Source organism: Stappia sp. G46H5W (assembly GCF_058448995.1).
The window spans coordinates 12,792-38,730 of record NZ_JBZFLL010000003.1 but is presented as its reverse complement, the minus strand read 5'-3'; the positions used below and the strand labels follow the sequence as shown (position 1 = coordinate 38,730).

Here is a 25,939-nt window from a genome sequence, read left to right as displayed (position 1 = left end):
TCGCAGCGATGAGCTCCGGCATCCGGCCGGGGCTTGAAGAAAAACGGGCGCACCGCTTGGCGGGCGCCCGTTTTTCGTATCGCAAGCGGGATCGGTGATCGTTCGTGTGTAGCGGCCAACGCATGGTCACAGCTTGGACCAGAACGTGGACGTCGGCTCGCAGATATCTTGCACGCGAGCGGCCAAACGCTCCGGATGATGGATACGATCGAACCGAAAGCCTCGCGGCGACCAATTAAAGTATTGGCGCCCATCGGTGCCGTCGACCACAAGGAGGCCATGGAAATACCAGCTTGATGTCGACTTGTATCCCGAAGCCGTCGTGTAGAAAGAAAAGCCGCGCAGGTCCCAGATCGAGGTGATTTCCGAGGCAGGCGCGTGGCGGCCAATGCAGAACGGATTGCCGGCGGCAATGCGGTTGGCGCCGTATACGACCGCCGGGACCGATAGCAACGACCAGACAGCGGCTGTGGCCGACAGAGCCATGCCGGTAAATGCCAGCCACCGCCCCATCGAGCCGATGTGGCCGGCTGCCAGAAACAGAACGCTCGATGCGGCTGCGAGTGAGAGCGCGATCCCGTTGGCAAACATAAGCGTTGAGTGCGGCGATGCGTCCGCGGCGCTGAGGAGTGTGAGAAGCAGGCCGATGAGAAGCGCCGCAAGAGCTGCTGCCCGTATCAGGGGCGGGGATGCCGGGCTCGGTCGTGCCACTCTCAAGACAGCCATTGCCGCCGGCAAAACTGGAGCGAACCAGACGAGCAGATAGATCAGCCTGAAGATGCCCGTTGATCTTGCAAGCCGCTCTGTATCAAGAGCTTGGAAGAAGCCCAGGAAAATCAGCGCCGCAAAGGCCAGGAGTACAACTGAAAGCCTTTTCAAGATTCGTCGCCCGAAATTCCTTGAACGCTGCTCATAGCGAGCAGGCTGCCATGCCGCTCCGCGGGCACTCGCTGTCGTATCAGGAGGCGGGCTTGGGCGTCAGGCCGGCGACCAGGGCGGCGACGCCCTCGTCCAGCTTCTGCCAGTGCTCCAGCTGGGCCTGTCGGAAGCGGTAGGTGGCGAACAGGCCGTCTCCGAGACGGATGCTGCGCTCGCAGGTGGCGGCCAGCGCCTTGTCCCGCGGGGTGAAGCAGCGGGCGGCGAAGAGGCGACCCTGATCGGAGCGGTGCGCGACGAAGTCCGTGCCGCTGGCCGGATCCCCGGGGAGGGGCAGCAGGGCAAGGCCCGCCGGGCCGGGCAGGGGGTCGCCAGAGGCAAGCGACAGCCAGACCTGGGTCAGGCGCTCGCTCGTATCCATGATGTCGGCAGTCAGCGTCGGCTCAAGCGCAACGAGAATGACGGCGGAGGTGTCGCTCGGGTCGGCGAAGGCGCGGGCGTTGATCTCGCTGTAGCCCTCCATGGACGGCCACAGGACCGCAAGGCTCAGCCTGTCCACCGGGCCGCCGGCAATGCGCTCCTCGACCCGCCGCATCATGTTGGCGGGTACCTTCAGTTCCGTCGTGCCAAGCGTGACGGGAACGCGCTCGCGGCTGTCGCTCCACCCCGTGGGGCCGCGGGTATATGTCAGCCAGCTGCCGACCGTGTGGGCCACCAGCGCAGTGCCGGCCAGTGCCAGCGCAAAAACCATCGATGTGAAGTGGCGGGCCTCGATGCCCGTTCCGCCGGGAAGGGTCAGCGGCATCATCCGCGCGCTCCCGTCGGTGCCCATTCGGACGCACCTGCGCGCGGCAAGACGCCCTTCGGGCTGTCCCGATGCGGGACGGGTGTCCCGATCTGTGCCGGGACGCGGAGCGCTCCGTTCGCCATCTTTATGGTTACCAGTCCGTTAATGGGTTTGCGGAAACGGCATGCTATTTGCTGGATGAAACGTCGAGTTTCCGGTTAGGGTCCCAGAGAATTGGTTAACGAGGGGTTAACGGCATCATGAGTGAACTGGCACTAGCGGCATATCTTGGCTGCGCGGGCTTCGTCATTTCGGGAATTGTCGGCAGTTTCTATCAGCTTGTGACGGGAGAACCCCTGCGCTTTGCCATCTCGGTCGAGACCTGGATAAAGGGGCTTCTGTCCTGTGTCCTGTGCGTCTTCGCCGGCCCCTTCATCATCATGCGCAATGCGATTCGCGGCCGCAGGATAGAACAGCGCCCGCTCGGCTGGCTGGTGGCCTCGTCCACGATCGCGGGAATGTGGAGCCTTTGCTCCGGCATCATGGTCGTGCATGCTGCGCTAGTTGTTCTCATTTAAGGCGCCGCGCCTTTCCGCCTCCTCCTGTCCCGCGCGACACCTCAGCCCTGCCGGAGTTTCCGATGCCGCTTTATCGCCTCGACGATCACAGCCCCGTCACGCCGGAACCGGGGAGCTACTGGGTCGCCCCTGATGCCGCGGTGATCGGGCGCATCGTCCTGAAGCGGGACTCCAGCGTCTGGTTCGCGGCGGTTCTTCGCGGCGACAACGAGACGATCACAGTGGGCGAGCGCTCCAACGTGCAGGATGGCTGCGTGCTGCACACGGACATGGGCTTTCCGCTGGACATCGGGAGCGGCTGCACGATCGGCCACAAGGCGATCCTGCATGGTTGCACTATCGGCGACAACACGCTGGTGGGGATGGGTGCGATCGTGCTCAACGGCGCTCGCATCGGCCGCAACTGCATCATCGGCGCGAACGCGCTGATCGCCGAAGGCAAGGAAATCCCGGACAATTCGCTGGTGGTCGGCATGCCTGGGCGCGTGGTGCGCCAGCTCGACGAGGCCGCCGAGGCTCGCATCGCGGCCTCCGCCGAAGGCTATGTCGGCAAGTGGCGCCGCTACATCACCGGTCTGTCGCCGGTGGCCCTGGGCTGAGAAAAAAATGGGCCGGCCTCCGCGTTAGCAGAGGCCGGCCGGCAACCCGACCTAAGGGAATGGGGGAGGGGATAGGCCCGGTTGCCATCAGTGATGGCGCATTCCTTCGTGTATTTGCCAAGCCGCGAGGGGCGGGGTTCCCGACCCCGCCGACCAGGCTCAGTTTCCGATGCTGGCCAGCGTGCTGGTTCGCAGGTCGGAGATCGCGGCCCACTTTGCCGGATGTGACGCGGACTGCCGCTTCACGAACCGATAGGGGGCCGAATACCAGGGCAGAACGGCCTCGATCTGATTGTCGAGGATGACGTCGCCCTGATCGGTGCGGACCGTAAGAACGGCATGTCCCGCATTGTTGGTGTCCTTGACGACTGTGATCAGCAGCGCGCTGGCGGGCCAGCCGCGGTTCAGCAGCACGCGCTTCTTCTCCAGCACGTATTCTTCGCAGTCGCCCGCGCCGTCGACCGGATAGGTCCAGTATTCCTCGACGCCGAAGAGCTCGACATCCGTCACCGGCCGGATGCGGGCGTTCACCTCTGCATTGACGGCGATGAGTTCGTTCCAGCGCTCGCGGTCGAGCTTCACCACCACGGCGCCCTTGCCGTCGGGTTTGCACTCCGCAGGATTTTCCTGACAGAAGCCGACATGGCCGACAGGGGCCTTTGCCGCTGCGCCGGTCTCCATGAAACGGCCGGCCTGTGCATTGGCCTGGCTGATGCCAACGGCGACCATCGCGAAGGCAACGAGAGTATACTTCAGGATTTTTGCGTTCATTGTCATGTCTTCGCCCTCCCCAAGGCTGACTAGACAATGACACGTGCGTTTTTATTTGCGTCTAAGGTTGGTCGTGGAAGTTTATTTGAAATATAAGAGATTTATACGATAATTTATACTTGTTTTGATTAAAATTGTAGGGAATTGGACACGGGGGTGGACGCAGCGAGCCCAGGCGCAAAAACGCCAATGCCCGCAAGCGCTTGGGCGATTGCGGGCAGGGCGGAGCGGGAGCGATGAGATGGAAGGACGTGCGGCGCGCATGGCACCGGCGCCGCCTGGATATCGCTATCCGGCGGGAAAACGCGTGGCGGCAGCTAGGGCGTCAGGATCAGGAAATATGCTTTTCGAGGAGATCGCGGTTCTGGATGTTCGCGAACTCGACGGCGATGCCGTCCTCGGTGTGGCGCACCACGCGGGCGCGCATCTTGCCGATGCCGATGGCCATGCCGATTTCCGGCTTCACCTCGGTCTTGAGCGAGGCGCCCGACAGCGACACGTCGATGATGCGCGACTTGTAGCTGCGTCCGTCCGGCAGGACGATCTGGGTGATCGGGTTCTTCGGCGTGAAGCGCTCGTGCCGGCGATCTTCCGGCAGATTGAGCACGTCGCGATTGGCAAGCCAGGTCAGGACGTTGGCGAGCTTGTCGCGCTTGCGCAGCGGCGCGTTGATCCGCATGGCGAAGCCGCCTTCGATCTCGCGCACGACCTCGCCCTCGATGCGACCGATATGGTCGATATAGGCAATGATGCGCTCGCCGACGCGCGCCGGGACCGGGGCGATGATGGCCGCGCCGCCCGGAGACATGTCGATGATCTGGCAGGGATATTCGCGGCGGTCCTCAAGCATGAAGCGGCCGAGGATATTGACCGGTACGCGGGAATGGCGCCGACGGTCGACATTCTTGGCTGCGGCAGCTGTCGTGTACATGAGTGCCGTGGCGTGCGCCATTCGTCGTCGACCTTCCCTGGAGCGTGCGCCATGGAGGCTGCACGAACTCTGCGGGTCGAAGATATGGCGCGGCAGTTAACAGTTGGTAAGCAACCGTCTGCGCAGAGCTGCGGATGTCAATACTTTCGGCAGGACCGGTTCAGCTCTTTCCACCTTCGATGACCATCAGATGCTGGACGCGCCGCGCCTCGGCTATGAGCGGCAGGGGCGGTGCGCTCTGCAGGGCGGACGGCTGGCGGCTGAACCGCGGCACGGTGCTGACGGAGCCACGCGGCTGCGGACGCAGGAAAGCCGGCCGCTCGTCCGGCCAGATCAGCCGCACGCTTTTGATCGTCTGCGACAGGATCGGATGCATGCCGGCCCAGTAGGGCTGTTCCAGCGCGACACAGGCGCCGAGCACGCGGCTGCAGCCTTCGCCGGGAATGTGGAGCGGCAGCAGCAGCATTTCCATGTCCACCGCCTGCTTGCGCTCGGTGTAGCCGGTGACGCCGATCACCGCTGCGGCTGCATCCTCGTTCACCGCGGCGAGCAGCGTGGAGAGCGCCTCGCGGTCCTCGTCCGACCAGCCGCGCAGGATATTGCGGTTCTTCAACTCGCGGCAGTGCAGGGCGCAAAGCCGTGTCCCGGCCAGCCGATAGCGGTAGGTGTCGCGGTCGATGAGCTCCAGGATGAAGGTGTCGCCGAGCACGGAGCGGATCCGGCCCGGCTCGATCTCGCCGCGATCCGGCGCCGGCCGATCACCGCGCAGACTGTCCCAGTAGTCGTAGAGCTGCTGTGTCACCGGATGTTTCATGTCCACCAACCTTGCCCCGCTTCCGCTCCTGCCGGCAGATCCGGAGGGAGCTTCTGTCCTGTTTTTGCGCAAGGCCGGCCATCAGACCCGGCGAGTGTGCCGGAACGTGGGACGCCTTGCGCTCTTTCTCCGGCCTTTGCGGGAAACTGTCCGGTTTCGGGACGGTTTTCCCATTTGTGCCGTGTCTTGGCGCTTACGTAGCAGGGCGCATGCCAAGGAGTTGAACGGTCCGTTTTACCTCTTGTTAAGGTTAACAGGGAGTGTCGGTTGCCGTCGCGTTGATTTGAAGGGCAGGATCGAGGAGTTGGTGAACACAAGCTTACCTGTACTGCACAACGACTGACCTCGTTCGCGGGGAGCCGGCTGAGGCGCCGTTTCCCGCCACTTTTCGGGCCGCCCGGATCGCGTGACAGCGCGGCGGGCGGTTTTTCTTTGAGGCCGGCCGGGCAGCGTCCGTGGGCAGGCGACTTGACGGATCGCGCCCGGCGGTCGATCTGGTGGCTGACGATCACCGCCAGGCGCGAGACAATGCACGAACCCACACCCATCGAGAATCACGATCAGGGGCCGCCTCGGGCGGAGCCGGTCTTCAATCTGCCGAAAGTGGTGACCTGGCTGTCGCTGGTGCTGATCGGCGTCCATCTGACGGACACGTATCTGCTCTCGAGGGAGCTGCAATACGAAGTCCTGCTCGCTTTCTCGTTCCTGCCGGCGCGCTATCTGGCGGATGCAGTTGCGCTCTACCAGTTGCCGGGCGGCGAAGCGGCGAAGGTCTGGACGTTCCTGACCTATGCCTTCCTGCATGGCGGCTGGGGACACCTCTTCGTCAACGTGATGTGGATGGCGGTCTTCGGCTCGGCGGTCGCCAGGCGCTTCGGGACGGCGCGGTTCCTGGTGCTCTCGGCCGTGTGCGCCGTCGGCGGTGCGGCATTGCATCTGATGCTGCATTTCGGCGAGACGGTGCCGATGATCGGCGCGTCGGCCGCGATCTCCGGCCAGATGGCGGCGGCAACACGCTTCGTCTTCGACATGGGCGGGCCGCTCGGAGCGATGCGGCGGACGGATGAATTCGCCTACCGCATTCCCGCATCCGGCATGGCCGAGACGCTTTCCAATCCGAAGGCGCTGATGTTCCTGCTGGTCTGGTTCGGCGTCAATCTGCTGTTCGGCATCATCCCGCTGCCGGGCGCCGGGGAGGGGGGCAGCGTTGCCTGGGAGGCCCATATCGGTGGTTTCGTAGCGGGCTTCCTGTTGTTTTCGTTTTTCGATCCGGTGCCCCGCCGCAGATAGGCGCTCGTGCCCCCGCAGTGTTGCCGATTGCACGGCGACAGGGATTTGTCATGATGGAAGCGGAATCGGGAGCAGCTTGCTCCCGCCCGCAGCCAGAACCAGCCACCGGGGAGGTCGGACATGACGGTCGCATCAATTCTCAACGAGAAGGGGCGGGACGTGGTGACGGAACGTGCCGAAACGACGATGCGCGAGATCTGCGCCATTCTGGGAGCCAAGCGCATCGGCGCCATCGTCATTACCGATGGCAAGGGCGCCATCCGGGGAATCGTTTCCGAACGCGACGTGGTCCGCGCGATCTCGCAAGACGGCACCGACGCGCTCGACAAGCCGGCCTCGGCGTACATGACCGCCAAGGTGGTGACCTGTCAGGCAACGGAGACCGTGAACACGGTGATGGCCCGGATGACCGGCGGCCGCTTCCGCCACGTGCCGGTGGTCAAGGACGGCAAGCTGGACGGGCTGATCTCCATCGGTGACGTGGTCAAGCATCGCATCGCGCAGATCGAGCGCGAGGCGGAGGACATGCGCAACTATATCGCCATGACTTGATGCTGCGCGGTGCGGCGTGCCGGCGACCGGCGCGCCGCGGCTTGCGGGGCGATAGGGAGGCGGATGGCCGGGAGGCGGAGAGAGGCGGGAGAGTGCAGGAAAACCGCTACCATCATCTCGGCTGGCATCACGGGATCGAACTGTTCGAGGCCGCCTTCAGCACCCAGACCTTCGGGCGGCATGCGCATGAAGGCTTCGCCATCGGCGCCATAGCGGAAGGGGCGGGCGGCTACGTCTGCCGCGGGCAGAGCATGATCCTTCCCGCCGGCACGCTGTCCTTGATGAACCCGGAAGAGCCGCATACGGGCCACGCCGCCGCCGGGCGCGTGCGCTACAACATGCTCTATGCCAGCGAGGCGGCGGTTCGCGAGGTCCTGGGCCTTTCCCAGCTGCGCGGCTTTGCGGAGATCGCGCCGCTTGACCGGGAGCAGGTCCTGACGCGGGCGCTGGGCGTGGTGGCCGCGAGGTTGAACGCGGACAAGGGGCCCGACTGGCGGCTGGCGGTGGAAGAGGCGATCCACCGGGTTCTGGCCTGCGCCTTTTCCTTGCATGGGCGCGCGGAGCTGCGTCCTGCCGGGCGTGAGAGCGTCGCCATCCGCAGGCTCCGGGAGCGCATTGCCGCAGGGGTGGAGGCGGGAGAAAGCCTGTCGCTGGCGGAACTGTCGGCGGAAGTCGGCCTTGCGCCCTCCTATCTGGTGCGCTGCGTCGCCAAGGCGACGGGCATGACGCCGCACGCACATGTTCTCCAGCACCGTGTCGATCTTGCCCGCCGTCTGCTGCTGGAGGGAATGCGCGCGGCGGAAGCGGCGGTTGCCGCAGGCTTTTGCGATCAGGGCCACATGATCCGGCAATTCCGGCGGCACTATGGGGTCACACCCGGCGCCCTGGTCCGTCACTGACAGGTCAATTTCGTCCAATCCGCGCCGGATCCCGTCATGGCAAGGGCATCCCCTGACAACAAGGGGATGCCATGTCGATCAAGCCTGTGATCATTCTGTCCGACAGCCTGCCGGTGGGGCTGAAGGCCAATTTCGCCGCCGTGCTGGGGATGAGCCTCGGCCGGTTCGAGCCTGCCCTCGTGGGTGCCGATACACCGACGAGCGATGGTATCGCGCTCGCCGGGATCACGACGGTGGCGCTTCCGGTGCTCGGTGCTCCGCAAGAGGAACTGCCGGACCTTTTCGCGGCAGCCGAGAACCTGCCGGTTCGCCTTGCCTATATGAGGGCGGCTTTCGAGGCGCGAAACTACGAGGATTACTCGCAGCGTATCGCCGCCGCGCCGCTTGCCGGCCATACGCCGCAGGCGATCCTGCTGGCCGGGCCGCGCAAGGCGGTCGACCGGATCTGCGGCAGGCTGCCACTGTTGCGGTAGTGGGGGAGTGCGGGGAGGCGGCGGCGGTCAGCCGCCGTAGACGTCCCTGGGATCGTAGACCCGCTCGCCGCCTGACTGTTCCAGACCGACCGCGCCGTTCTCGCCCGCAACGATCCGCCGGTAGAAGCACGACCGGTAGCCGACATGGCAGGTGGCGCCGTTGCCGGCGACACGCACCTTCATGACCAGGGCGTCCTGATCGCAATCGGTGAGGAGTTCGACAACCTGCTGAACCTGGCCGGAGGTGCCGCCTTTCTTCCAGTATTCCTGGCGGGACCGGCTCCAGTACCAGGCCTCGCCCGTCTCTATGGTGCGGGCGAGTGCCTCGGCGTTCATGTAGCCGACCATCAGCACGGTGCCGTCATCGGCATCGGTCACAACGCAGGCGATCAACCCGTCGGCATCGAATTTCGGCTGGAAAACGGTTCCGTTTTCCAGCTCGTTCTTGTCGCCGCGCCCGGCGAAGCGAATGTCCGTCATCTGTCTTCCGTCGACGCCGGGCGGCGTCTTGTGCTTGCGTGCCCGATCAGTCGCGACGGCCGCCGCGAACCAGGCTCATGAAGCGTACCTGTTCACTGGGGTCGTCCCGGAACACGCCGGTGAACTGGGTCGTGATGGTCGAGACGCCCTGCTTCTGCACGCCGCGCATGGTCATGCACTGGTGCTCGGCCTCGATCATCACGGCGATGCCGCGCGGAGCGAGATGGGTGTCGATCGCATCGACGACCTGGGCCGTCAGGTTTTCCTGCGTCTGCAGGCGCTTGGCGAAGATGTCGATCACGCGCGCGATCTTCGACAGGCCGACCACGCCTTCCGACGGGTAGTAGGCGACATGCGCCTCGCCGACGAAGGGCAGCATGTGATGCTCGCAATGCGAGAAGAACGGGATGCCGCGCACGAGGACGATATCGTCGTAGCCGCCGACGTCCTCGAAGGTGCGCTTCAGGTGCTCCGCCGGATCCTGGAAGTAGCCGGAGAAGATCTCCTCATAGGCCTTGGTGACGCGCTTGGGCGTGTCGAGCAGCCCCTCGCGCTCGGGGTCGTCTCCGGTCCAGGCAAGCAGTGTGCGCACGGCCGCTTCCACTTCCTCGCGGGACGGGCGAGGGCGCGTTGCCGCTGCAGTGTCGTCGCGGGTCGTGACCGGCTTCAAGATGGCATCCATTGCGGGATCTCCCGATTGTACTGTATTCCGCATCCGTTACGCCGCCCCCGTGATTTCGGACCACTGGAGTTTCTCAAAGTGCTGGCCGCGGGCGGCGGAGGGGTCGCATGCCATGTTGTTTGAATTACGGCAATTCTTCACGACCTGCCCCGCCCGGCCGCGACCTGAGACCTGTGTGTCCATTTCTTTCCCGCGTTCCACCCTATATAAGAAATGCCAAATGGCTGTGAAGCCGGTTGTTATTGCGTCACGCTGTCTTGATGAGGCGCCCATGCTCGACGACATCTACAATTCGAAGATCCTCGAACTCGCCGGCAACATCCCCTGCCTTGGCCGTCTCGACGCACCCGATGCCTCCGCGAAGGCGCATTCCAAGTTGTGCGGCTCGACGGTGGTTGTCGACCTGAAAATGCAAGAAGGAGTTGTGACCGATTTCGCACAGGACGTCAAAGCCTGCGCTCTCGGTCAGGCTTCCGCCTCCATCGTTGCACGGCATATCAAGGGCGCGACGCTGAGCGAGTTGCGCGAGGCGCGCGATGCGGTGCTGGCGATGCTGAAGGAGAGCGGGCCGCCGCCGGGCGGACGTTTTGCCGAGGCCGCCGTGCTGCAGCCGGTGCGTGATTTCAAGGCGCGTCACGCCTCCACCATGCTGGCCTTCGAGGCGGTGGTGGATGCTGCCGAGCAGATCGAGGCGCGGCGCGCGGCCTGAGGTCTGCCGCCATGTGCTCTGCTCATCCTCACCGCAACGGCCCCGCAGGCGGGGCGCCGGGCATTCCGGCCCGCATCGGCCTGCTGCTGATCCGCATCTATCAGCTGACGCTGTCGGCCTTCATCGGCCGATCGTGCCGCTATGCGCCCAGCTGCTCCGGATACACGGCCGATGCAATCGCGCGCTACGGGTTGTGGGCCGGAAGCTGGGTCGGACTTGCACGCCTGCAGCGCTGCCGGCCGGGTGGCGGTAGCGGGTTCGATCCGATCCCCGAGTGCCTGCCGGAGAGCGCCAGATGGTACATGCCCTGGCGTTATGGCCGCTGGACGGCGGACCATATCGACCCGGCAACGCGGCTCGATTGAGGGCCACCGCTCGCCGCCATGCGAATTCCGTTGCAGCCATGCGAAAGCCGTTGAAGACGCAAGGCGAATTTGGAGATAGAGGGCTTTCAGGTCATCATCGGACCAGCGCCACGAACCGACAGGCGACAACCGGTGAGCGACCCTGCAGATTTCCCCGGAGATCCGGACTTGAACACTCCCGATACAGGGCCGGCCCCCGCGCCCGAAGCCGGACGCGAGACCGCGCCGGAAACCGATCCCGAACCTCGACCCGGCGGCGACAGCTTTACCCTGCGCGCCGCCAGACCAGAGGACCTTGCCGCGCTCGTCGAGGTTGAGGAAGCCTGTTTCACGCAGGACCGCATCTCGCGCCGCTCCTTCCGCCGCTTTCTGGAAAGCTCGGGCGCCTCTTTCGTCATTGCCGAAAGGGGAAGCAAGATCATCGGCTATGCCCTGCTGCTGTTCCGGTCCGGAACCGCGCTTGCGCGGCTCTATTCCTTTGCCCTTCGCGAGGAGGTGCGCGGGCAGGGTTACGGCCGCGCGCTGCTGGCAGCGGCCGAGGCCGACGCCTTTGCCCGCGACAGAATCGTCTTGCGGCTGGAGGTGCGCGAGGACAACACGACGGCCCGCGGCCTTTACAAGAAGGCGGGATACCGGGTGCATGGGCGGGTTGCCGAGTATTACGAGGACGGCAGCGCGGCTCTGCGGATGGAAAAGCTGCTGCACGACGAGGCCGCGCCTCCCCCCACCGTGCCCTACCACGCGCAGACGACGGAGTTTACCTGCGGGCCGGCCTGCCTGATGATGGCGCTGAAGCATTTCGATGTAGCGACCGATCTGGGCGAGAGGCTGGAGCTGCGGCTCTGGCGGGAATCGACGACCATCTATCTCGCCTCCGGCCACGGCGGCTGCGGGCCGTTCGGTCTTGCGGTCGCGGCGGCGCATCGCGGCCTGTCCGCCGAGGTGCGGCTGTCGCCGCCGGGACACCTGTTCATCTCCTCCGTACGCGATCCCGACAAGCAGCGGGTGATGCAGATCGTACAGGACGATTATCGCGCCGAGGCGCGGCAGCTGGGCATTCCCGCGTTCGAGGAGCAACTGCCGGCGCGGGCGCTGGCGGACGAGGTGCGCACAGGTGCGCTGGCCATCGTGCTGATCTCCGAATACCGCATGCTCGGCCGGCGCGGTCCCCACTGGGTGCTGGTGCAGGGCGAGGATGCCCGCCACCTCTTCATTCACGACCCCTGGCTCGGGTACGAGGGCTACGAGACGCCGCAGGACGCCTCGAACCTGCCGGTGCCGGATGCCGAATTCGACCGCATGGCCCGTTGGGGCAAGCCGCCGGTGCGCGCGCAGATCATTTTGAGAAAGGGCTGAGACCGATGGCTACATGGGTCGTTCTCGTCGACAATCCCAAGGATTTTTCCAACGCCGACACCCCCCACAAGGTGATGAGCGTGCGCGACTACATGCTGCGCCCCAAGCTCTTCACCGGCACCAACCCGAACATCATTAACCTGTCGCGGTCCTTCGCGTATCAGGGGGCGGGCTACTATGCCTCGCTGCTGGCGGAAGCCCGGCAGCACCGGGTGCTGCCCAATGTCGAGACGATGATCGAGCTGTCGCGCAAGGGGCTCTACCGGCACGCTCTGCCCGAGCTAGAAGACAGTCTCAACCGCTGCCTGGCGAAGACCGAAGACGTCGGCGACAAGCTGCTGGTCTGTCTCGGCCAGACCGAGATCGCCGCGCTGGAGCCTTTCGCACGTCTGCTGTTCGACTGGTACCGCGCGCCGATCCTGGAGGTGAGTCTTGGCAAGGACAGCTGGCGGGCGATCACCCGCATCCGCGTCGTGCCGATCTCCGATCTCGATCCGACCTCGCGCAGCTTCCTGAGCGCCAGCCTGGAAAGCTACACGCACCGCGCCTGGCGAGCGCCCAAGCAGCGCCTGCCGATGAAATACTCGCTCGCCGTGCTCGCCAATCCCAAGGAGGACCTGCCGCCCTCCAGCCAGGCTTCGCTGCGCCATCTGGCCAAGGTCGCCGCGCGCCAGGGCGTCGAGATCGTGCCGATCGGCAAGGGCGACCTCGACCGCTTGGCGCAATACGATGCGCTGTTCATCCGCGAGACGACGAATATCGACAACCACACCTATCGCTTCGCGCGCCGGGCCGTGCAGGAGCGCATGCCGGTGATCGACGACCCGGTGTCGATGATCCGCTGCACCAACAAGGTCTATCTCGCCGAGCTGATGGAAACGCACGGCATCCCGATCCCGAAGACGGCGATCCTGTCGAGCGTCAAGGAAGCGGCGGGACTGGAGGCGCGGCTCGGCTCGCCGGTGGTGCTGAAGATTCCGGACGGCTCGTTCAGTCGCGGCGTGTTCCGCGTCGCGGGCGAGACGGCCATCGCCGATAAGGTGAAGGAGTTGCTGGAAGACAGCGATATCATCATTGCGCAGGAATACTGCCCGACCGAATTCGACTGGCGCATCGGCGTGCTCGACGGTGAGCCGCTTTTCGCCGTGCAGTACCTGATGGCCAAGAAGCACTGGCAGATCGTCAAACATGAGGACGGCAAGCAGGCGAAGGAGGGTAGCTTCCGCTCCATCTCGCTCGCCGAGACGCCGCCTGCCGTGGTGGAAACGGCCGTGCGGGCGGCTCGCCTGATCGGCGACGGTCTATACGGCGTCGACCTCAAGTCCTTCGGCGACCGGGTCGTCGTCATCGAGGTCAACGACAATCCCAACCTCGATCACGGGGTAGAGGACTCGATGGAAAAGGACGCGGTCTGGGAGCGGCTCGTGCGCTGGTTCGTTCGCCGGATCGAGGCTCGGTAAGGGCGTCGCGGCCGGCTTTGTGCGCCGCGACGGCCATCCTTTGCGCGGATGAAACCGGTTTCCGCTCGTTCTTGCGAGCGGTTTTCGGAGTTTTTCGTCCGTAGGGTAAGTGTTTCTCCTTAAAGTAACTTTCTTCAAAATACGCGACCTGAAAATCCGCCTGGCGGGGAGGTTGCTTTCCCGACGGCCATTTCAGGTCTTTCTAGCGTCATGGTTGTATTATTTGGGATAATGTCGCGCGTAAATCGTTTTAATTCAATTATGGATAGAATTGATTCCATCTTGGATTTTGAGCTTTGTCTATTTTCAGCGCGCTTAATTCAAGCTTCTTTAATTTTTAATCGGTAGATCTTACAAGTAATTCGCTTTTGGAGGCGTGACGGAAATGAGTTTAAGGGCAGTTCTGATTTCGTTTACTGTGGCGCTTCTGACCGCGGTGACGACTCTTGTATGGGTTGGTCTCTCGGGTTTGACTGCAGTGAACGGCAGCGCCGAGGAAATGGCCAAGAATTGGCTGCCGAGCGTGAGTGTGGTGAACGCCATAAACACTTCCACGTCCGACTTCCGGATCTACCAGGCCGAGCACATCATCTCGGTGGATGACGCATCAATGCGTGCCGCGGAAAAGATGTTGGCAGATATCACGGCCTCCATCGCGGCAAGTTCTGAAAAGTACGAGAAGCTCATCTCTTCGGCCCAAGAGCAGGCCGTCTACGATGGGTTCAAGGTGAAATGGCAGAACTATCTGAAGCGCAGCAACGAGGTGATCGAGCTGTCGCGGCAGAACAAGAACGCGGAAGCCACGGTCATTCTGCGAGATGAAATTCGCTCCGTGTTCGATGACCTGTCCACCGACCTTGCCGAGCTGATCAAGCTCAACGAAGAAGGGTCCAGCGCTTCCGAGGTGGAAGCCGAGACGGTCTATTCCAATATCTTCTGGATCTTCACGGTTGCGGCGGTGGTCGCAGGCGTGATCGGCGTCGTTTACATCTACTACATCGTCGCCAACGTGACCCGGAACATCATCGGTATCTCTGGCGCCATGAGCCAGATTGCCGGCGGCGATTTCGACGCGCACATTCCGTGTGCCGGTCGCAAGAACGAGCTGGGCGCCATGGCGAACACGCTGCAGACCTTCCGCGACAGCCTTCGGGAAAACGAGAGGTTGCGTGCGGAGCAGGTCGAAACAGAGGCACGCAACGCTGAGCAGGCCCTGAGCCAGCGTCGCGCCATGGCCGACCAGTTCGAGGCCTCGATGGGGCAGTTGGTCCAGTCGCTGGTCCGTGCCTCCGGTGAAGTCGCCAATGCGGCCGAGGGTCTCTCAGCGAACGCCGAAGAAACCTCGCGTCAGGCTCAGGCGGTTTCGGGAGCTGCCGAGGAAGCTTCGACTAACGTTCAGACGGTTGCCGTCGGAGCGGAAGAACTGTCGGCATCCATCAGCGAGATCACCTCGCAGGTCGAGCGCTCGGTGACCATCTCGAAAGATGCCGCAACCACCGCCGAACGGACGAGCCGTCACGTCAACTCCCTGTCCGAAGCTGCCCAGAAGATCGGGGAAGTGGTCGAGTTGATCACGACGATCGCCGAGCAGACCAACCTCCTGGCGCTGAACGCGACCATCGAGGCCGCACGGGCCGGGGAGGCGGGCAAGGGCTTCGCCGTGGTCGCGGCCGAAGTCAAGGGACTGGCAAGCCAGACGGCCAAGGCGACCGAGGAAATCTCCGGCAAGATCACGGAGATCCAGGCGGCTACCCGCACGACCGTCGACTCGATCTCGCAGATCGTCACCACCATCGGCACGATCCAGGATGCGGCTCAGGCCATCTCGATCGCGGTGGAGCAGCAGGGCGCGGCGACCAACGAGATTGCCACGAACATCAACCGCGCATCCTCGGGTGCGAACGAGGTGACTCAGAACATCGCCGGCGTGGGCACGGCGGCCGAAATGACCGGCGCAGCCTCGACGCAGCTGATGGGCCTCTCCGGCGCCCTTTCGGGTCAGTCGCGGACGCTGGAGCAGGAGGTGAGCCAGTTCCTCCGCACCCTCAGGGCCGCCTGAGGCGTCAAGCTTCCCTCAGGCATTGATGAGAGCGGGCTGGACCACATGGTCCGGCCCGCTGCTTTTTTGCGCGGTGGATATTTCGGTCGCGGCGGTGGGTGCGGCTGGTCCCGGCCTGGCCCCTGACAGAAGGACTTGGCCTTCGCCCGGGTTGTAACGGTTGCCGCCCTTGCCCAAATCCTCTATTCAACCGCGGTTCAAAAACACAACGCTTACCTGCCCTGTTTGCAGGAGTGAGCCGGAGACAGACATGATCCATCTGACCTTCCCCGACAATTCGGTTCGTGATTTCGCGCCCGGTGTGACCGGCGCCGAGATTGCCGCCGGCATCTCCAAGTCGCTGGCCAAGAAGGCGGTTGCCGTCACGCTCGACGGAGAGCTGGCCGACCTGTCGCTGCCGATCGAGCGCGACGCCCGGCTGGAGATCGTCACCCGCGAGGACCCGCGGGCGCTGGAGCTGATCCGCCACGACGCCGCCCATGTGATGGCCGAGGCGGTGCAGGAACTGTGGCCGGGGACCCAGGTGACCATCGGCCCGGTGATCGAGAACGGCTTCTATTACGACTTCAAGCGCGACGAGCCCTTTACGCCCGACGACCTTCCGGTCATCGAGAAGAAGATGCGCGAGATCATCCAGCGTGGCGATGCGTTCACCCGCGAGGTGTGGTCGCGCGACGAGGCGAAGCGCCATTTCCTGGAAAAGGGCGAGACCTACAAGGTCGAGCTGGTGGATGCGATCCCCGCCGACCAGGACGTGAAGATCTATCGTCAGGGCGCGTGGCTCGACCTGTGCCGCGGGCCGCACATGGCTTCCACCCGCCAGGTGGGCGACGCCTTCAAGCTGATGAAGGTGGCCGGCGCCTATTGGCGCGGCGACAGCAACAACGAGATGCTGACCCGCATCTACGGCACCGCCTGGGCGAACGAGGCCGAGCTCAAGGCTTATCTCCACATGCTGGAAGAAGCCGAGAAGCGCGATCACCGCAAGCTCGGCCGGGAGATGGATCTGTTCCATTTCCAGGAAGAGGGGCCGGGCGTCGTGTTCTGGCACGCCAAGGGCTGGAGCCTGTTCCAGAGCCTGGTCGGCTATATGCGCCGTCGGCTCGACGAGGACTATGACGAGGTGAATGCCCCGCAGATCCTCGACACCTCGCTGTGGGAGACCTCCGGTCACTGGGGCTGGTACAAGGAGAACATGTTCTCCGTGCAGTGTGCCGATCCGGAGGCCGAGGACACCCGCCTGTTCGCCCTGAAGCCGATGAACTGCCCGGGCCACGTGCAGATCTTCAAGCATGGGCTGAAGAGCTATCGCGACCTGCCCCTGCGGCTGGCCGAGTTCGGCGCGGTGCACCGCTACGAGCCTTCGGGCGCCATGCACGGCCTGATGCGCGTGCGCGGCTTCACCCAGGACGACGCCCACATCTTCTGCACCGAGGAGCAGATGGCGGCGGAGTGCCTGAAGATCAACGACCTGATCCTCTCGGTCTACGAGGACTTCGGCTTCAACGAGATCGTCGTGAAGCTGTCGACCCGGCCCGAAAAGCGCGTCGGATCCGACGAGCTCTGGGATCATGCCGAAGCGGTGATGGAAAAGGTCCTGAAGCAGATCGCGGATCAATCGGGCGGGCGCATCAAGACCGACATCCTGCCGGGCGAGGGCGCGTTCTACGGTCCGAAGTTCGAGTACACGCTCAAGGACGCCATCGGGCGCGAATGGCAGTGCGGCACCACCCAGGTGGACTTTAACCTGCCGGAGCGCTTCGGCGCCTTCTATGTCGACAAGGACGGCGAGAAGAAGACGCCGGTGATGATCCATCGCGCCATCTGCGGCTCGATGGAGCGCTTCCTGGGCATCCTGATCGAGAACTTCGCAGGCCATTTCCCGCTGTGGCTGGCGCCGCAGCAGGTGGTGGTCACCACCATCACCTCCGATGCGGATGAGTACGCGATCGAGGTGCAGGCGGCGATGAGGAAGGCGGGCCTGCGGGCCGAGCTCGACCTGCGCAACGAGAAGATCAACTACAAGGTCCGCGAGCACTCGCTGGCCAAGGTTCCGGTCATCGTCGTGTGCGGCAAACGCGAGGCTGAAGAGCGGACCGTCAACATCCGCCGCCTGGGCTCGCAGCAGCAGTCCGTCACCGGTCTCGACGAGGCGATTGCCGCCCTTGTCGAGGAGGCCGTCGCGCCGGACCTGCGCCGAGGCTGAAACCGGCATATGCCCAAATCCAGAATGAGCCGGCCGGGATCTCCCGGCCGGCTCTTTTCGTAAGTGGGCTGGCGGAGTGTCGCGATCCTGTCACGCAAGACGGGCTAGATCGGGGTTTCTTCCGCGCAGGCGAATTCAGGGGCCGGTGGTGACGGAAACGGAACTCAGCTACGCCAACGAGGCGCATTCGTGGACCAAGCGTGTCTTGATCCGCTGGATAGAGACGCTGTCGGGACGCAATTACCTGCTCGGCTACTATCGCTATTGGCGCGATGCCATCGCTGCGACCTCGACCACAAAATGGAGCGACCTTCTGGCGCTGATCGGTGTCGATGTGGTGGTGGAAGAGGGGAGCTGGCCGCCGGAAAGCCTGCCCGAGGGACCGCTGGTGATGATCGCCAATCATCCTTACGGGCTCGGCGACGGGCTGGCGATCCTGTCGCTCGCCGAACGGCTAGGGCGTCCCTACCGCATCCTCATCAACAACGAGCTCCTGAAGGCGCCGGAGATCCGCCCCTACGCGCTGCCAATCGACTTCGAGGAGACGGCGGACGCGCTACGGACCAACATGCGCACCCGGCAGGAGGCCCTGCGCCTGCTCGCCGAAGGCGTAACGATCATCGTGTTTCCGGGGGGAGGGGTGGCAACGGCCGACCGGCCCTTCGGCCGCGCGCGTGAACTGCCGTGGAAAACCTTCACGGCCAAGATGATCCGTGCGGCCCGCGCGACAGTCATCCCGCTTTATTTCGACGGCCAGAACTCGCCGCTCTTTCACCTGGTCTCGCGGTTCTCGCTGACGCTTCGCCTGTCGATGTATATTCGCGAGTTCCGCAAGATCATGGGCTGCGACCTGCCGGTGCGGGTGGGCGCCCCAATCCCCTACGAGGAGCTGGCAGCTTTCGGCGATCAGAAAGCGATGACCGAGCATTTGCTGGCACGGGTGGTCGCCATGGCACCGGCGGTGCCCAGGCCGCGAGGCAGGCCTGACCGGCGCCGGCTGCGGCGGATCGCTGCCTGAGGCCGGCTTAGGGCTACTGCTTGAGAAGCGAGCTGGTAAGGACCTCGACCTCGCCATGGGCGGCGGTCTTCACCTCGAAGTCGCGCGAATAGAGCTTGTCCTCGTTGCGCGCGATCACCTGATATTCGCCCGAGGCCAGGACGAAGGCCGGGAAGGCGCCCGTACCTTCCACCACCGTATCGCCGCCGGGCGTCAGGACCGACCAGTTGGTATTGGCGATGGCCTCGCCGCCGGGCTGGTTGACCAGCTTCAGCGTGACGCGGGCCGCGTTGTGGTAGACGGTCGCTTCGGTCAGCTTGCCCGGCTCGACGCGGATGTCGGCACGCACCGTCGCGTTGACGGCGCCGTAGCGGCTGACGATGTGATAGGTGTCCGCATTCAGCCGCACGATGTCGCCCGGCTTGACGTTGTTCGCCACGATCTTGCGTTCGCCGCGACTGTTGAACTCGCGTTCGTAGATGTCGAAGACCAGCCGGCCGGCGCGGATAGGCTGGTTGCCCGAGAACTGCGCATCGAGCTTGATGCCGCCGGCATTCAGCACAACGGTCTGGCTGGTGAGGCCGTTGCGCACGGAGATGCGGCTGGTGCGGCCGGCATAGCCATAGGCGGTGTGGACGAAATACTCTCCCGGCGCCAGGCGGAAGTCCGCATCCCCGCCGGTTGCCGTTGCCACCAGCTCGAGCCGGCCGCTTTCATCCAGCTTGGACCGATAGACCCGCCAGGTGACGCCCTGGGTCAGCGCCGGTCCATCCTCGGAGAGACGGGCGACCATGTAGACAGGCGATTCCGTGCCCTGGTCCGGCATGCCGGTATCCGGCGTGATGGCGGGGGCATAGGGCACGACCGGCGTGGAAGAGCCGGGCACGGCATTGCCGCCGAACAGGTCGCCGAGAGGAGGCGCGGCCGGCTCTTCCGGAGCTGCCTCGACCGGCGCTGCATCCGCCGGCGCCGCGTTCAGCTCGTCGGGCTTGGCCGGAGGCGTCACGACGTCCTGCGCCTGGAGCGGGGAGATCGCCAGACCGACGGCGCAAAGCGCGATTGCAAAAGCCCTGAACACCTGCATTGGCCGGCTGCCTGCCCTTGTCTTGAAACGAAACCGCGCGGGGGAAATCCCACCTCTGGGTTCCACTCCAAAACTGGGGCAATTTCAAGTCATCTGTCGCCTCCGGCCCCGGCAAGATTGACAGGCGCGAAAAGCCGTCTAGGTCATGGAGGTGACAGCGCGTTTTGCGCCCCCTCCATCTCGTGCCGCCCCGCCTGTGGCCGGCGCCGACAAAAAGGCTGAAAATGACGACGGAGCAATCCGAAACACTGCGCCTGATGCTCACGCGGCGCTCGCATCCGGCCATGACCATGGTCGAGCCCGCGCCGGAAGGCGAGGCCCTGCGCACCATCCTGCAGGCGGCCTCTCGCGTGCCCGATCACGGCAAGCTGGTGCCTTGGCGCTTCATCCTCATTCGGGGCGAGGCCCGAGCGGAGCTCGGCGAACGCCTGCTGCCGCTGGCCGAGGCGCGGGAGGGCGAGCTGTCCGAGGAACGGCGCGATCAGGAGCTGACGCGCTTCACCCGGGCGCCGCTGGTGGTTGCCGTGGTGAGCCGAGCTGCCGTGCACCCCAAAATCCCGGTCTGGGAGCAGCAGCTGTGCGTTGGCGCCGTCTGCATGAACCTGGTGATGGCGGCCAATGCGAGTGGGTTCGCCGCCCAGTGGCTGACCGAGTGGATGGCCTTCGACGACGACGTCGCGTCTCTGCTGGGCCTTGCCGAAGCCGAGCGGATTGCCGGCTTCATTCACCTTGGCACGGCCTCGCAGCCGCCGAGCGAGCGGCCGCGCCCCGACCTCGACGATCTGATCAGCGAATGGAGTGCTGCATGAGCATGTATAGCTACGAGGTTGCTAAGGGACACGGCCTGCCGCACAACCCGTTCAAGGCGCTGGTGGCGCCGCGGCCGATCGGCTGGATTTCCAGCCGGGCCGCGGACGGGTCGGTGAATCTTGCGCCTTACAGCTTCTTCAATGCCGTCTGTGACACGCCGCCGATCGTGGTTTTCTCGTCGTCCGGCTACAAGGATTCGGTCGCCAATATCGACGAGACCGGCGATTTCGTCTTCAACCTTGCAACCGAAGACCTGAAGGACGCGATGAACACGTCCTCCGCTCCTTTCGACAAGGGCGTGTCGGAGTTCGAAAAGGCCGGCCTGACGCCGCAGGCGTCCCTGCTCGTCGGTGCGCCGCGCGTTGCCGAGGCGAAGGCCGTGCTCGAATGCAAGCATCTGCAGACGATCCGCCTGACCGCCCATGACGGCACTCCGACCAACAACTGGATGGTGCTCGGGGAGGTCGTCGCGGTGCATATCGACGAGGCCATGCTGGTCGATGGGCTGTTCGACGTGACGAAGGCGCGGCCGCTCTCGCGGCTCGGCTACATGGACTATGCGGTGGTGGACAGCGTCTTCCAGATGCGCCGGCCGACGGCCTGATCATCAGCTTCCCGCAAGGATTTACTGAAAAGGCCGGAGAGCAGGGGCTCTCCGGCCTTTTTGTCGTCAGGCGATAGCTGAAAGGCCGGCACGCGCCAGGACCTTCTCTGCCCGCCGCAGGTGCGGACGGTCGAGCATTTCGCCGTCGAGGCCGACGACGCCAGGATTGCCGGCTGCCGCAAAGGCCTCGAAGATGCGCCTGGCCTTGGCGATCTCTTCGCTCGAGGGGGTGAAGACCTCGTTGATCACCGGCACCTGGGCAGGGTGGATCGCCATCTTGCCGGTGAAACCGTCGTTCAGCGCTTCCAGCGCTTCGGCGCGCAGGCCGTCCATGTCCCGGAAGTTGGTGAAGACAGTATCGATGGGGGCGGCCTCGGCAGCGACAGCGCCGAAGAGGCAGAGGTTGCGCGCGAGCCAGAAGGGCCCCGAATAGCGCCCGTCCGCCGTCCGGTTGCCGAGTGCCCCGAGATCGGCCGACAGGTCTTCCGCGCCCCAGGTGAGGCCGGCAAGGCGCGGGCTCGAGCCGGCATATGTGCCGAGATTGAAGACGGAGGCCGCGGTTTCGGTGGCGACGACGATCACCCGGGTGGCGCCGTCGGCGAGACCTTGCTCGGCCTCGTGCACAGCGAGCTTGGCCGCAAGGTGCTGCACGTCGCGGCCGGAGATGGACTTGGGCAGCATGATGCCGTCGGGCGCTGCCCGCATCACGGCGGCGAGGTCGGCGTCCGTCTCGCCGGTGTCGAGTGCGTTGACGCGGACATAAAGGCGCGGGCGTGCCTGGAGCTCGCGGTTCTCCGCGAGGAAGGCGGTGGCCGTCTCGCGTGCCTTCGGCTTGGCCTCGAGGGCGACGGAATCCTCCAGGTCGATCAGGAGCACGTCGGCGCCGCTCGTCAGCGACTTCTCCAGCTTGCGCTCGCTGTCGCCGGGAACGAAGAGGAGCGAGCGCATGCTCAGCCCTTCTTCTTCATGAAGGCCTGACGGCGGCAGCTGGCGACAAGGATGTCGTTCTGGTTGAAGGCCTTGTGCTCGAACTCGACGATGCCGGCATCCGGGCGCGACTTCGACTCGCGCTTGGCGACCACTTCGGTCGTGCAATGCACGCTGTCGCCCTGGAACAGTGGGTGCGGGAAGCGGACATCGGTCATGCCGAGATTGCCGATGGTGGTGCCGACGGTGGTGTCGTTCACCGAGATGCCGATCATCAGGCCGAGGGTGAAGATGCTGTTTACGAGGGGCTGGCCCCACTCGGTCTGCGTCTCGCAGAAATGCCGGTCGATATGCAGCGGCTGCGGGTTCAGCGTCATGTTGGAGAACAGCATGTTGTCCATTTCGGTGACCGTGCGGGTCAGCGAATGGGTGAAGATGTGGCCGATCTCGAACTCTTCATAATAAAGTCCCGGCATGCATTCCTCCCTGCGTGCTGGCCGGCATGGGGCCGGCAAATCCGGTTTCCGGACGAATCGAGTCTCTCGATTAAAGAGATAAAGTGCAATTCGCAACGGACCTTAGCTGACGTTAACCACTCGTTAACCAAATGGCCGTGACTCTTAATCAAATCCTAAGACATGCGTTACGCAGGAGAGCGGAGCATGAAAGTCGGCGAACCGATCTCGATCGCATCCAGGATCGAGCAGGCGTTCCAGTCGGCCAGCACGACGACCGGCACCTCCTTCGAGTATCTGGTGAAGACGGCGAAGCGGGAATCCAACTTCGTCGAAACGGCCCGCGCACGGACCTCCAGCGCAACCGGACTTTTCCAGTTCATCGAGAGCACCTGGCTTGAAACGCTCAAGGAATCGGGCGCTCGCCATGGGCTGGGGCAGTATGCCGATCAGATCGAGCGCACGGCCAGTGGCAAGTATCGGGTGGCCGATCCGGCCATGCGCGAGCAGATTCTCAATCTGCGCAACGACGCCAACATCGCCTCGATGATGGCGGGCGAGCTGACGCAGAAGAACGCCTCGTATCTGACCGAGAAGCTCGGTCGGCCGCCGAGCGAGGGTGAGCTCTACATCGCGCACTTCCTGGGGGCAGGGGGCGCGCACAAGCTGATCTCGCTGGCCCAGAGCCAGCCGGACCTTGCCGCCGATCAGGTCTTCTCCCGCCAGGCGAAGGCGAACAAGCCGATCTTCTACGACCGTGGCGGCGCGCGCAGCGTCTCCGAGGTCTATGCCAATCTGGTGTCCAAGCATTCCGGCCCCATGCCGGCATTGCCCGGGACCGGCGGAACGATGGTCGCAGCGCGCCCGGAGACGAAGCCTGCGGCGGGGCCCGAGCTTGCCTACAATGGCGGCGCCGAGCAGTCCGCAAGCGATGCTCCCACCAGCCGGGTACTGACCGCCTGGTCGGCCACGGGCGACATTTCCTCGCCGTTCCATGCCTTGTTCCGCAATGGCATGGAAGCACGGCGCGTCTCGTTCGACTCGCGCTTCACGTCCGCCTTTGCAGCCCAGGAGGCCGGGCAGGCGGAAGCGCTGGAGCGGGCTGCAGCGCGTCTGGAGGCGAACTCGGGAAGCGATGCCTACGCACAGCGCCGGTCGCGGGTTCTCATCGAGGCGGGCGGCGGGCAGCAGGCCGCGAGCCTTGTGCGCAGTCAGCCGATGGACCTGACGGGCTTCCTCAACTACCAGCCGACCTTTGCGCAGAGGGAGCTTCTGCCCCCGGTGTAAGCTGCAAGACGAGCAGAGATGGACAGAGACGCGCGGACCGGGCGGTTCGCGCGTCTTTCTTTTGCGTGGCCGATCATGGTGAACGAAGGCTTTATGGTGAACGAAGCTTTAAGCGTTTCTGCCCCACACTGGTGACCTGCGCGGCGACACGCGGCGCAACCCAGGGGACTACGCATCATGATCGTGCATCAGTTTCTGCGTTGGATGGCAGATGCGCCGGTGGCCCGGCGGGCGGAGGCAACAAGCGCGCTCGCCAAGGCTTATCTCTACTCCGATATGTCCGTGGACGACCGCGATGCGGCCGAAGCGGCGATGATCATTCTTCTCGACGATCCGGCGGTACAGGTCCGCCGCGCGCTCGCTGAGGCGCTGTCGCGCAGCGACAAGGCACCGCGCGAGGTGGTGCTGGCGCTGGTCAACGACCTGCCGGACGTTGCGTTGCCCGTTCTGGAGCGTTCGCCCGTGCTTCTGGATGCCGAGCTGGTGGATGCGATCGGAGGGTTCGCGGACCCGCTGCCCGCGGCTGTGGCGCGGCGGTTCCATCTGTCGGTGCAGGTGGCCGCGGCGGTCGCCGAGGTCGGCTCGCTTCAGGCATGCCGGGCGCTTGCCGAGAACGATACGGCGGACATCCCGCGTTTCAGTCTGGTCCGCCTGGTCGAGCGCCACGGCAAGGACGCGACTTTGCGCGAGGCGCTGATGGCGCGCCCCGGCATTCCCATCGAGATCCGCCAGATGCTGCTGAAGCAGGTTGGCGACCTGTTGAGCGACCATCCGCTGGTGCGTCTCGGCCTGAAGGAAGAGCGGGCCCGCGCGGTCGTGACGGAGGCGCGCGAACGGGCGACCGTGAGCCTTGCCAACCAGGCGGGACCGCAGGAAACGGACGCGCTGGTCGGGCATCTTCTGGAATCGGGACAGCTGACCGCAGGCCTGCTGCTGCGGGCGCTGTGCACCGGCAATATCCGCCTGTTCAACGCGGCGCTGGCGCGGCTCTCCGGCATGGGCAGCGAGCGTGTGCGCGGCGTGATGGAGACGGGCAGGGGGCTTGCCGTGCGGGCGCTGCTTGCGCGCGCCGGACTGCCGCCGCGCACCCATGCGCTGATCCAGGTCGCGGTGGGCGTATGGCGCGATCTTGCCCGCGAAATCTCGCCGGACCTCGTTATCCCGTCGAACCCGGCCGTTGCGCGGCTGCTGATCGCCGAGGTGCTGGAGCGCTATCAATCGCAGGATGGGGTCGAAGCGGACGACCTGGTGGTCATGCTGCGCCGCTTCTCGGCCGAGACCGCGCGCGAGGCGGCGCGCGCCTATGTCGACCGCACGCTTGCGGCAGCCTGACACCGGACGAGAACCGGGCGGGGAGGCTCAATCCTCCTCGCCGTCTCCGTGCCGGGAAATATAGTCGTTGGTAACGTCGGCAAGCCGGTCGACCAGCGCCTTGGCGGTGGGGTTTTCTTCCTGCTGCCTGGTCTCCGCGACCATCGCGCGGATCGCCTCGACATGCTGGGCGATGAGCGTAAGCGGCAGCTTTTCCGCCGGAACATGGTCCAGCAAATGGCAGAGGCTGCCGGCGACGGAGCCGACCAGCGGGTAGCCGAAGGTGCTCGCCTGGCCCTTGATGTCGTGGGCGGCCCGGAACAGCACCTGGCGGCGCTCGGTATCGACGATGCCGTTCTCCTGGATATCGGTCCAAGCCTCGGACAGCGTCAGAGCTTCGCTCGCCATCCAGTCGTCGAAATCATGGGACAGGCGCTGGAGCGCCGCCTCGGCCGACTTGACCGGGTCGAATCGTGCCGCCTCGCGCTCGCTCAGCACCCGGACCTTTGCGCGAAGGTCACGCGGCGGCTTCACGAGTTCGTAGCCGGCATTCTGCTTGGTCGGGTCGCTGCTCATC

Annotated in this window: 28 protein-coding genes; 17 read left to right on the top strand and 11 right to left on the bottom strand. The window is 64.7% G+C overall.

From position 1 onward, the window contains the following. Positions 1-126: 126 nt before the first annotated feature. Entirely contained in the window at positions 127-879 is a 753-nt protein-coding gene (locus ACVJ6E_RS10375; protein WP_120267369.1) for a hypothetical protein, read from the bottom strand. A 79-nt stretch (positions 880-958) separates the two neighbouring features. Then, positions 959-1,708 (bottom strand): hypothetical protein, encoded by a 750-nt coding sequence (locus tag ACVJ6E_RS10370; RefSeq protein ID WP_147421809.1) that lies wholly within the window; start codon positions 1,706-1,708, stop codon positions 959-961. A 215-nt stretch (positions 1,709-1,923) separates the two neighbouring features. Here ACVJ6E_RS10370 and ACVJ6E_RS10365 point away from each other — a divergent pair, with 215 nt between their 5' ends. Further along, positions 1,924-2,241, top strand: a complete 318-nt coding sequence (locus ACVJ6E_RS10365; protein WP_120267371.1) for a DUF6949 family protein — start codon at positions 1,924-1,926, stop codon at positions 2,239-2,241. Positions 2,242-2,303: 62 nt separating this feature from the next. Then, positions 2,304-2,840, top strand: coding sequence for a gamma carbonic anhydrase family protein (locus tag ACVJ6E_RS10360; protein ID WP_120267372.1), 537 nt, complete (start codon positions 2,304-2,306; stop codon positions 2,838-2,840). A gap of 159 nt (positions 2,841-2,999) precedes the next feature. On the opposite strand, the gene ACVJ6E_RS10355 is transcribed toward ACVJ6E_RS10360, so the two are convergent. The 3 genes from ACVJ6E_RS10355 to ACVJ6E_RS10345 form a co-directional block, all read right to left on the bottom strand. Beyond that, on the bottom strand, positions 3,000-3,617 hold the full coding sequence (locus ACVJ6E_RS10355) for a transglutaminase-like cysteine peptidase (protein WP_120267373.1): 618 nt from the start codon (positions 3,615-3,617) through the stop codon (positions 3,000-3,002). A 325-nt stretch (positions 3,618-3,942) separates the two neighbouring features. Next, on the bottom strand, positions 3,943-4,563 hold the full coding sequence (locus tag ACVJ6E_RS10350) for a PilZ domain-containing protein (protein WP_120267374.1): 621 nt from the start codon (positions 4,561-4,563) through the stop codon (positions 3,943-3,945). Positions 4,564-4,702: 139 nt separating this feature from the next. Continuing rightward, entirely contained in the window at positions 4,703-5,356 is a 654-nt protein-coding gene (locus ACVJ6E_RS10345) for a PAS domain-containing protein (RefSeq protein WP_120267375.1), read from the bottom strand. A 528-nt stretch (positions 5,357-5,884) separates the two neighbouring features. Here ACVJ6E_RS10345 and ACVJ6E_RS10340 point away from each other — a divergent pair. From ACVJ6E_RS10340 to ACVJ6E_RS10325, 4 genes are all read left to right on the top strand, one after another. Continuing rightward, on the top strand, positions 5,885-6,646 hold the full coding sequence (locus tag ACVJ6E_RS10340) for a rhomboid family intramembrane serine protease (protein WP_120268306.1): 762 nt from the start codon (positions 5,885-5,887) through the stop codon (positions 6,644-6,646). A 120-nt stretch (positions 6,647-6,766) separates the two neighbouring features. Then, positions 6,767-7,198: a CBS domain-containing protein gene (locus ACVJ6E_RS10335; RefSeq protein WP_120267376.1), complete on the top strand. Its 432-nt coding sequence runs from the start codon at positions 6,767-6,769 to the stop codon at positions 7,196-7,198. A 92-nt stretch (positions 7,199-7,290) separates the two neighbouring features. Then, a complete protein-coding gene (locus tag ACVJ6E_RS10330; protein WP_120267377.1) occupies positions 7,291-8,097 on the top strand; it encodes an AraC family transcriptional regulator in 807 nt (268 codons plus the stop codon). Positions 8,098-8,168: 71 nt separating this feature from the next. Beyond that, positions 8,169-8,570: a DUF2000 domain-containing protein gene (locus ACVJ6E_RS10325; protein ID WP_120267378.1), complete on the top strand. Its 402-nt coding sequence runs from the start codon at positions 8,169-8,171 to the stop codon at positions 8,568-8,570. A 27-nt stretch (positions 8,571-8,597) separates the two neighbouring features. Here ACVJ6E_RS10325 and hisI read toward each other — a convergent pair whose 3' ends face one another. Both hisI and folE read right to left on the bottom strand, forming a co-directional pair. Beyond that, positions 8,598-9,050, bottom strand: a complete 453-nt coding sequence (hisI, locus tag ACVJ6E_RS10320; RefSeq protein WP_120267379.1) for a phosphoribosyl-AMP cyclohydrolase — start codon at positions 9,048-9,050, stop codon at positions 8,598-8,600. A gap of 46 nt (positions 9,051-9,096) precedes the next feature. After that, positions 9,097-9,732, bottom strand: coding sequence for a GTP cyclohydrolase I FolE (gene folE, locus ACVJ6E_RS10315; RefSeq protein ID WP_120267380.1), 636 nt, complete (start codon positions 9,730-9,732; stop codon positions 9,097-9,099). Positions 9,733-10,003: 271 nt separating this feature from the next. Here folE and ACVJ6E_RS10310 point away from each other — a divergent pair, with 271 nt between their 5' ends. From ACVJ6E_RS10310 to ACVJ6E_RS10280, 7 genes are all read left to right on the top strand, one after another. Beyond that, entirely contained in the window at positions 10,004-10,441 is a 438-nt protein-coding gene (locus ACVJ6E_RS10310) for an iron-sulfur cluster assembly scaffold protein (protein ID WP_120267381.1), read from the top strand. 11 nt (positions 10,442-10,452) lie between these two features. After that, positions 10,453-10,806 carry a membrane protein insertion efficiency factor YidD gene (gene yidD / locus ACVJ6E_RS10305; protein ID WP_120267382.1) on the top strand — a complete coding sequence of 118 codons (354 nt, stop codon included), beginning with the start codon at positions 10,453-10,455 and terminating at the stop codon, positions 10,804-10,806. 168 nt (positions 10,807-10,974) lie between these two features. Continuing rightward, complete coding sequence (locus ACVJ6E_RS10300) at positions 10,975-12,162, top strand: GNAT family N-acetyltransferase/peptidase C39 family protein (protein WP_199680985.1); 1,188 nt, start codon at positions 10,975-10,977, stop codon at positions 12,160-12,162. 5 nt (positions 12,163-12,167) lie between these two features. After that, positions 12,168-13,622, top strand: a complete 1,455-nt coding sequence (locus tag ACVJ6E_RS10295) for a RimK family ATP-grasp domain-containing protein (RefSeq protein ID WP_120267383.1) — start codon at positions 12,168-12,170, stop codon at positions 13,620-13,622. Between the two features lie 385 nt (positions 13,623-14,007). Beyond that, positions 14,008-15,681 carry a methyl-accepting chemotaxis protein gene (locus ACVJ6E_RS10290; RefSeq protein WP_120267384.1) on the top strand — a complete coding sequence of 558 codons (1,674 nt, stop codon included), beginning with the start codon at positions 14,008-14,010 and terminating at the stop codon, positions 15,679-15,681. 250 nt (positions 15,682-15,931) lie between these two features. Further along, positions 15,932-17,887, top strand: coding sequence for a threonine--tRNA ligase (thrS, locus tag ACVJ6E_RS10285; RefSeq protein WP_120267385.1), 1,956 nt, complete (start codon positions 15,932-15,934; stop codon positions 17,885-17,887). A gap of 148 nt (positions 17,888-18,035) precedes the next feature. After that, positions 18,036-18,905, top strand: a complete 870-nt coding sequence (locus ACVJ6E_RS10280; RefSeq protein WP_120268308.1) for a lysophospholipid acyltransferase family protein — start codon at positions 18,036-18,038, stop codon at positions 18,903-18,905. A gap of 13 nt (positions 18,906-18,918) precedes the next feature. Here ACVJ6E_RS10280 and ACVJ6E_RS10275 read toward each other — a convergent pair whose 3' ends face one another. Next, a complete protein-coding gene (locus tag ACVJ6E_RS10275; RefSeq protein ID WP_208996613.1) occupies positions 18,919-19,968 on the bottom strand; it encodes an RgsD C-terminal domain-containing protein in 1,050 nt (349 codons plus the stop codon). Between the two features lie 224 nt (positions 19,969-20,192). Here ACVJ6E_RS10275 and ACVJ6E_RS10270 point away from each other — a divergent pair, with 224 nt between their 5' ends. Together ACVJ6E_RS10270 and ACVJ6E_RS10265 are read left to right on the top strand one after the other, a co-directional pair. Beyond that, complete coding sequence (locus ACVJ6E_RS10270) at positions 20,193-20,777, top strand: nitroreductase family protein (RefSeq protein WP_120267386.1); 585 nt, start codon at positions 20,193-20,195, stop codon at positions 20,775-20,777. 2 nt (positions 20,778-20,779) lie between these two features. Continuing rightward, complete coding sequence (locus ACVJ6E_RS10265; protein WP_120267387.1) at positions 20,780-21,382, top strand: flavin reductase family protein; 603 nt, start codon at positions 20,780-20,782, stop codon at positions 21,380-21,382. Positions 21,383-21,448: 66 nt separating this feature from the next. On the opposite strand, the gene ACVJ6E_RS10260 is transcribed toward ACVJ6E_RS10265, so the two are convergent. After that, positions 21,449-22,330 carry an HpcH/HpaI aldolase/citrate lyase family protein gene (locus tag ACVJ6E_RS10260; protein ID WP_120267388.1) on the bottom strand — a complete coding sequence of 294 codons (882 nt, stop codon included), beginning with the start codon at positions 22,328-22,330 and terminating at the stop codon, positions 21,449-21,451. A gap of 2 nt (positions 22,331-22,332) precedes the next feature. After that, complete coding sequence (locus ACVJ6E_RS10255) at positions 22,333-22,785, bottom strand: MaoC family dehydratase (RefSeq protein WP_120267389.1); 453 nt, start codon at positions 22,783-22,785, stop codon at positions 22,333-22,335. 186 nt (positions 22,786-22,971) lie between these two features. On the opposite strand from ACVJ6E_RS10255, the gene ACVJ6E_RS10250 reads away from it, so the two are divergent. Together ACVJ6E_RS10250 and ACVJ6E_RS10245 are read left to right on the top strand one after the other, a co-directional pair. Then, positions 22,972-24,051: a lytic transglycosylase domain-containing protein gene (locus ACVJ6E_RS10250; protein ID WP_120267390.1), complete on the top strand. Its 1,080-nt coding sequence runs from the start codon at positions 22,972-22,974 to the stop codon at positions 24,049-24,051. A gap of 177 nt (positions 24,052-24,228) precedes the next feature. Then, positions 24,229-25,383 (top strand): DUF2336 domain-containing protein, encoded by a 1,155-nt coding sequence (locus ACVJ6E_RS10245; RefSeq protein WP_120267391.1) that lies wholly within the window; start codon positions 24,229-24,231, stop codon positions 25,381-25,383. A 27-nt stretch (positions 25,384-25,410) separates the two neighbouring features. Here the strand turns inward: ACVJ6E_RS10245 and ACVJ6E_RS10240 are convergent, their stop codons facing one another. Continuing rightward, positions 25,411-25,938, bottom strand: a complete 528-nt coding sequence (locus ACVJ6E_RS10240; protein WP_120267392.1) for an Hpt domain-containing protein — start codon at positions 25,936-25,938, stop codon at positions 25,411-25,413. Position 25,939 lies beyond the last annotated feature (1 nt).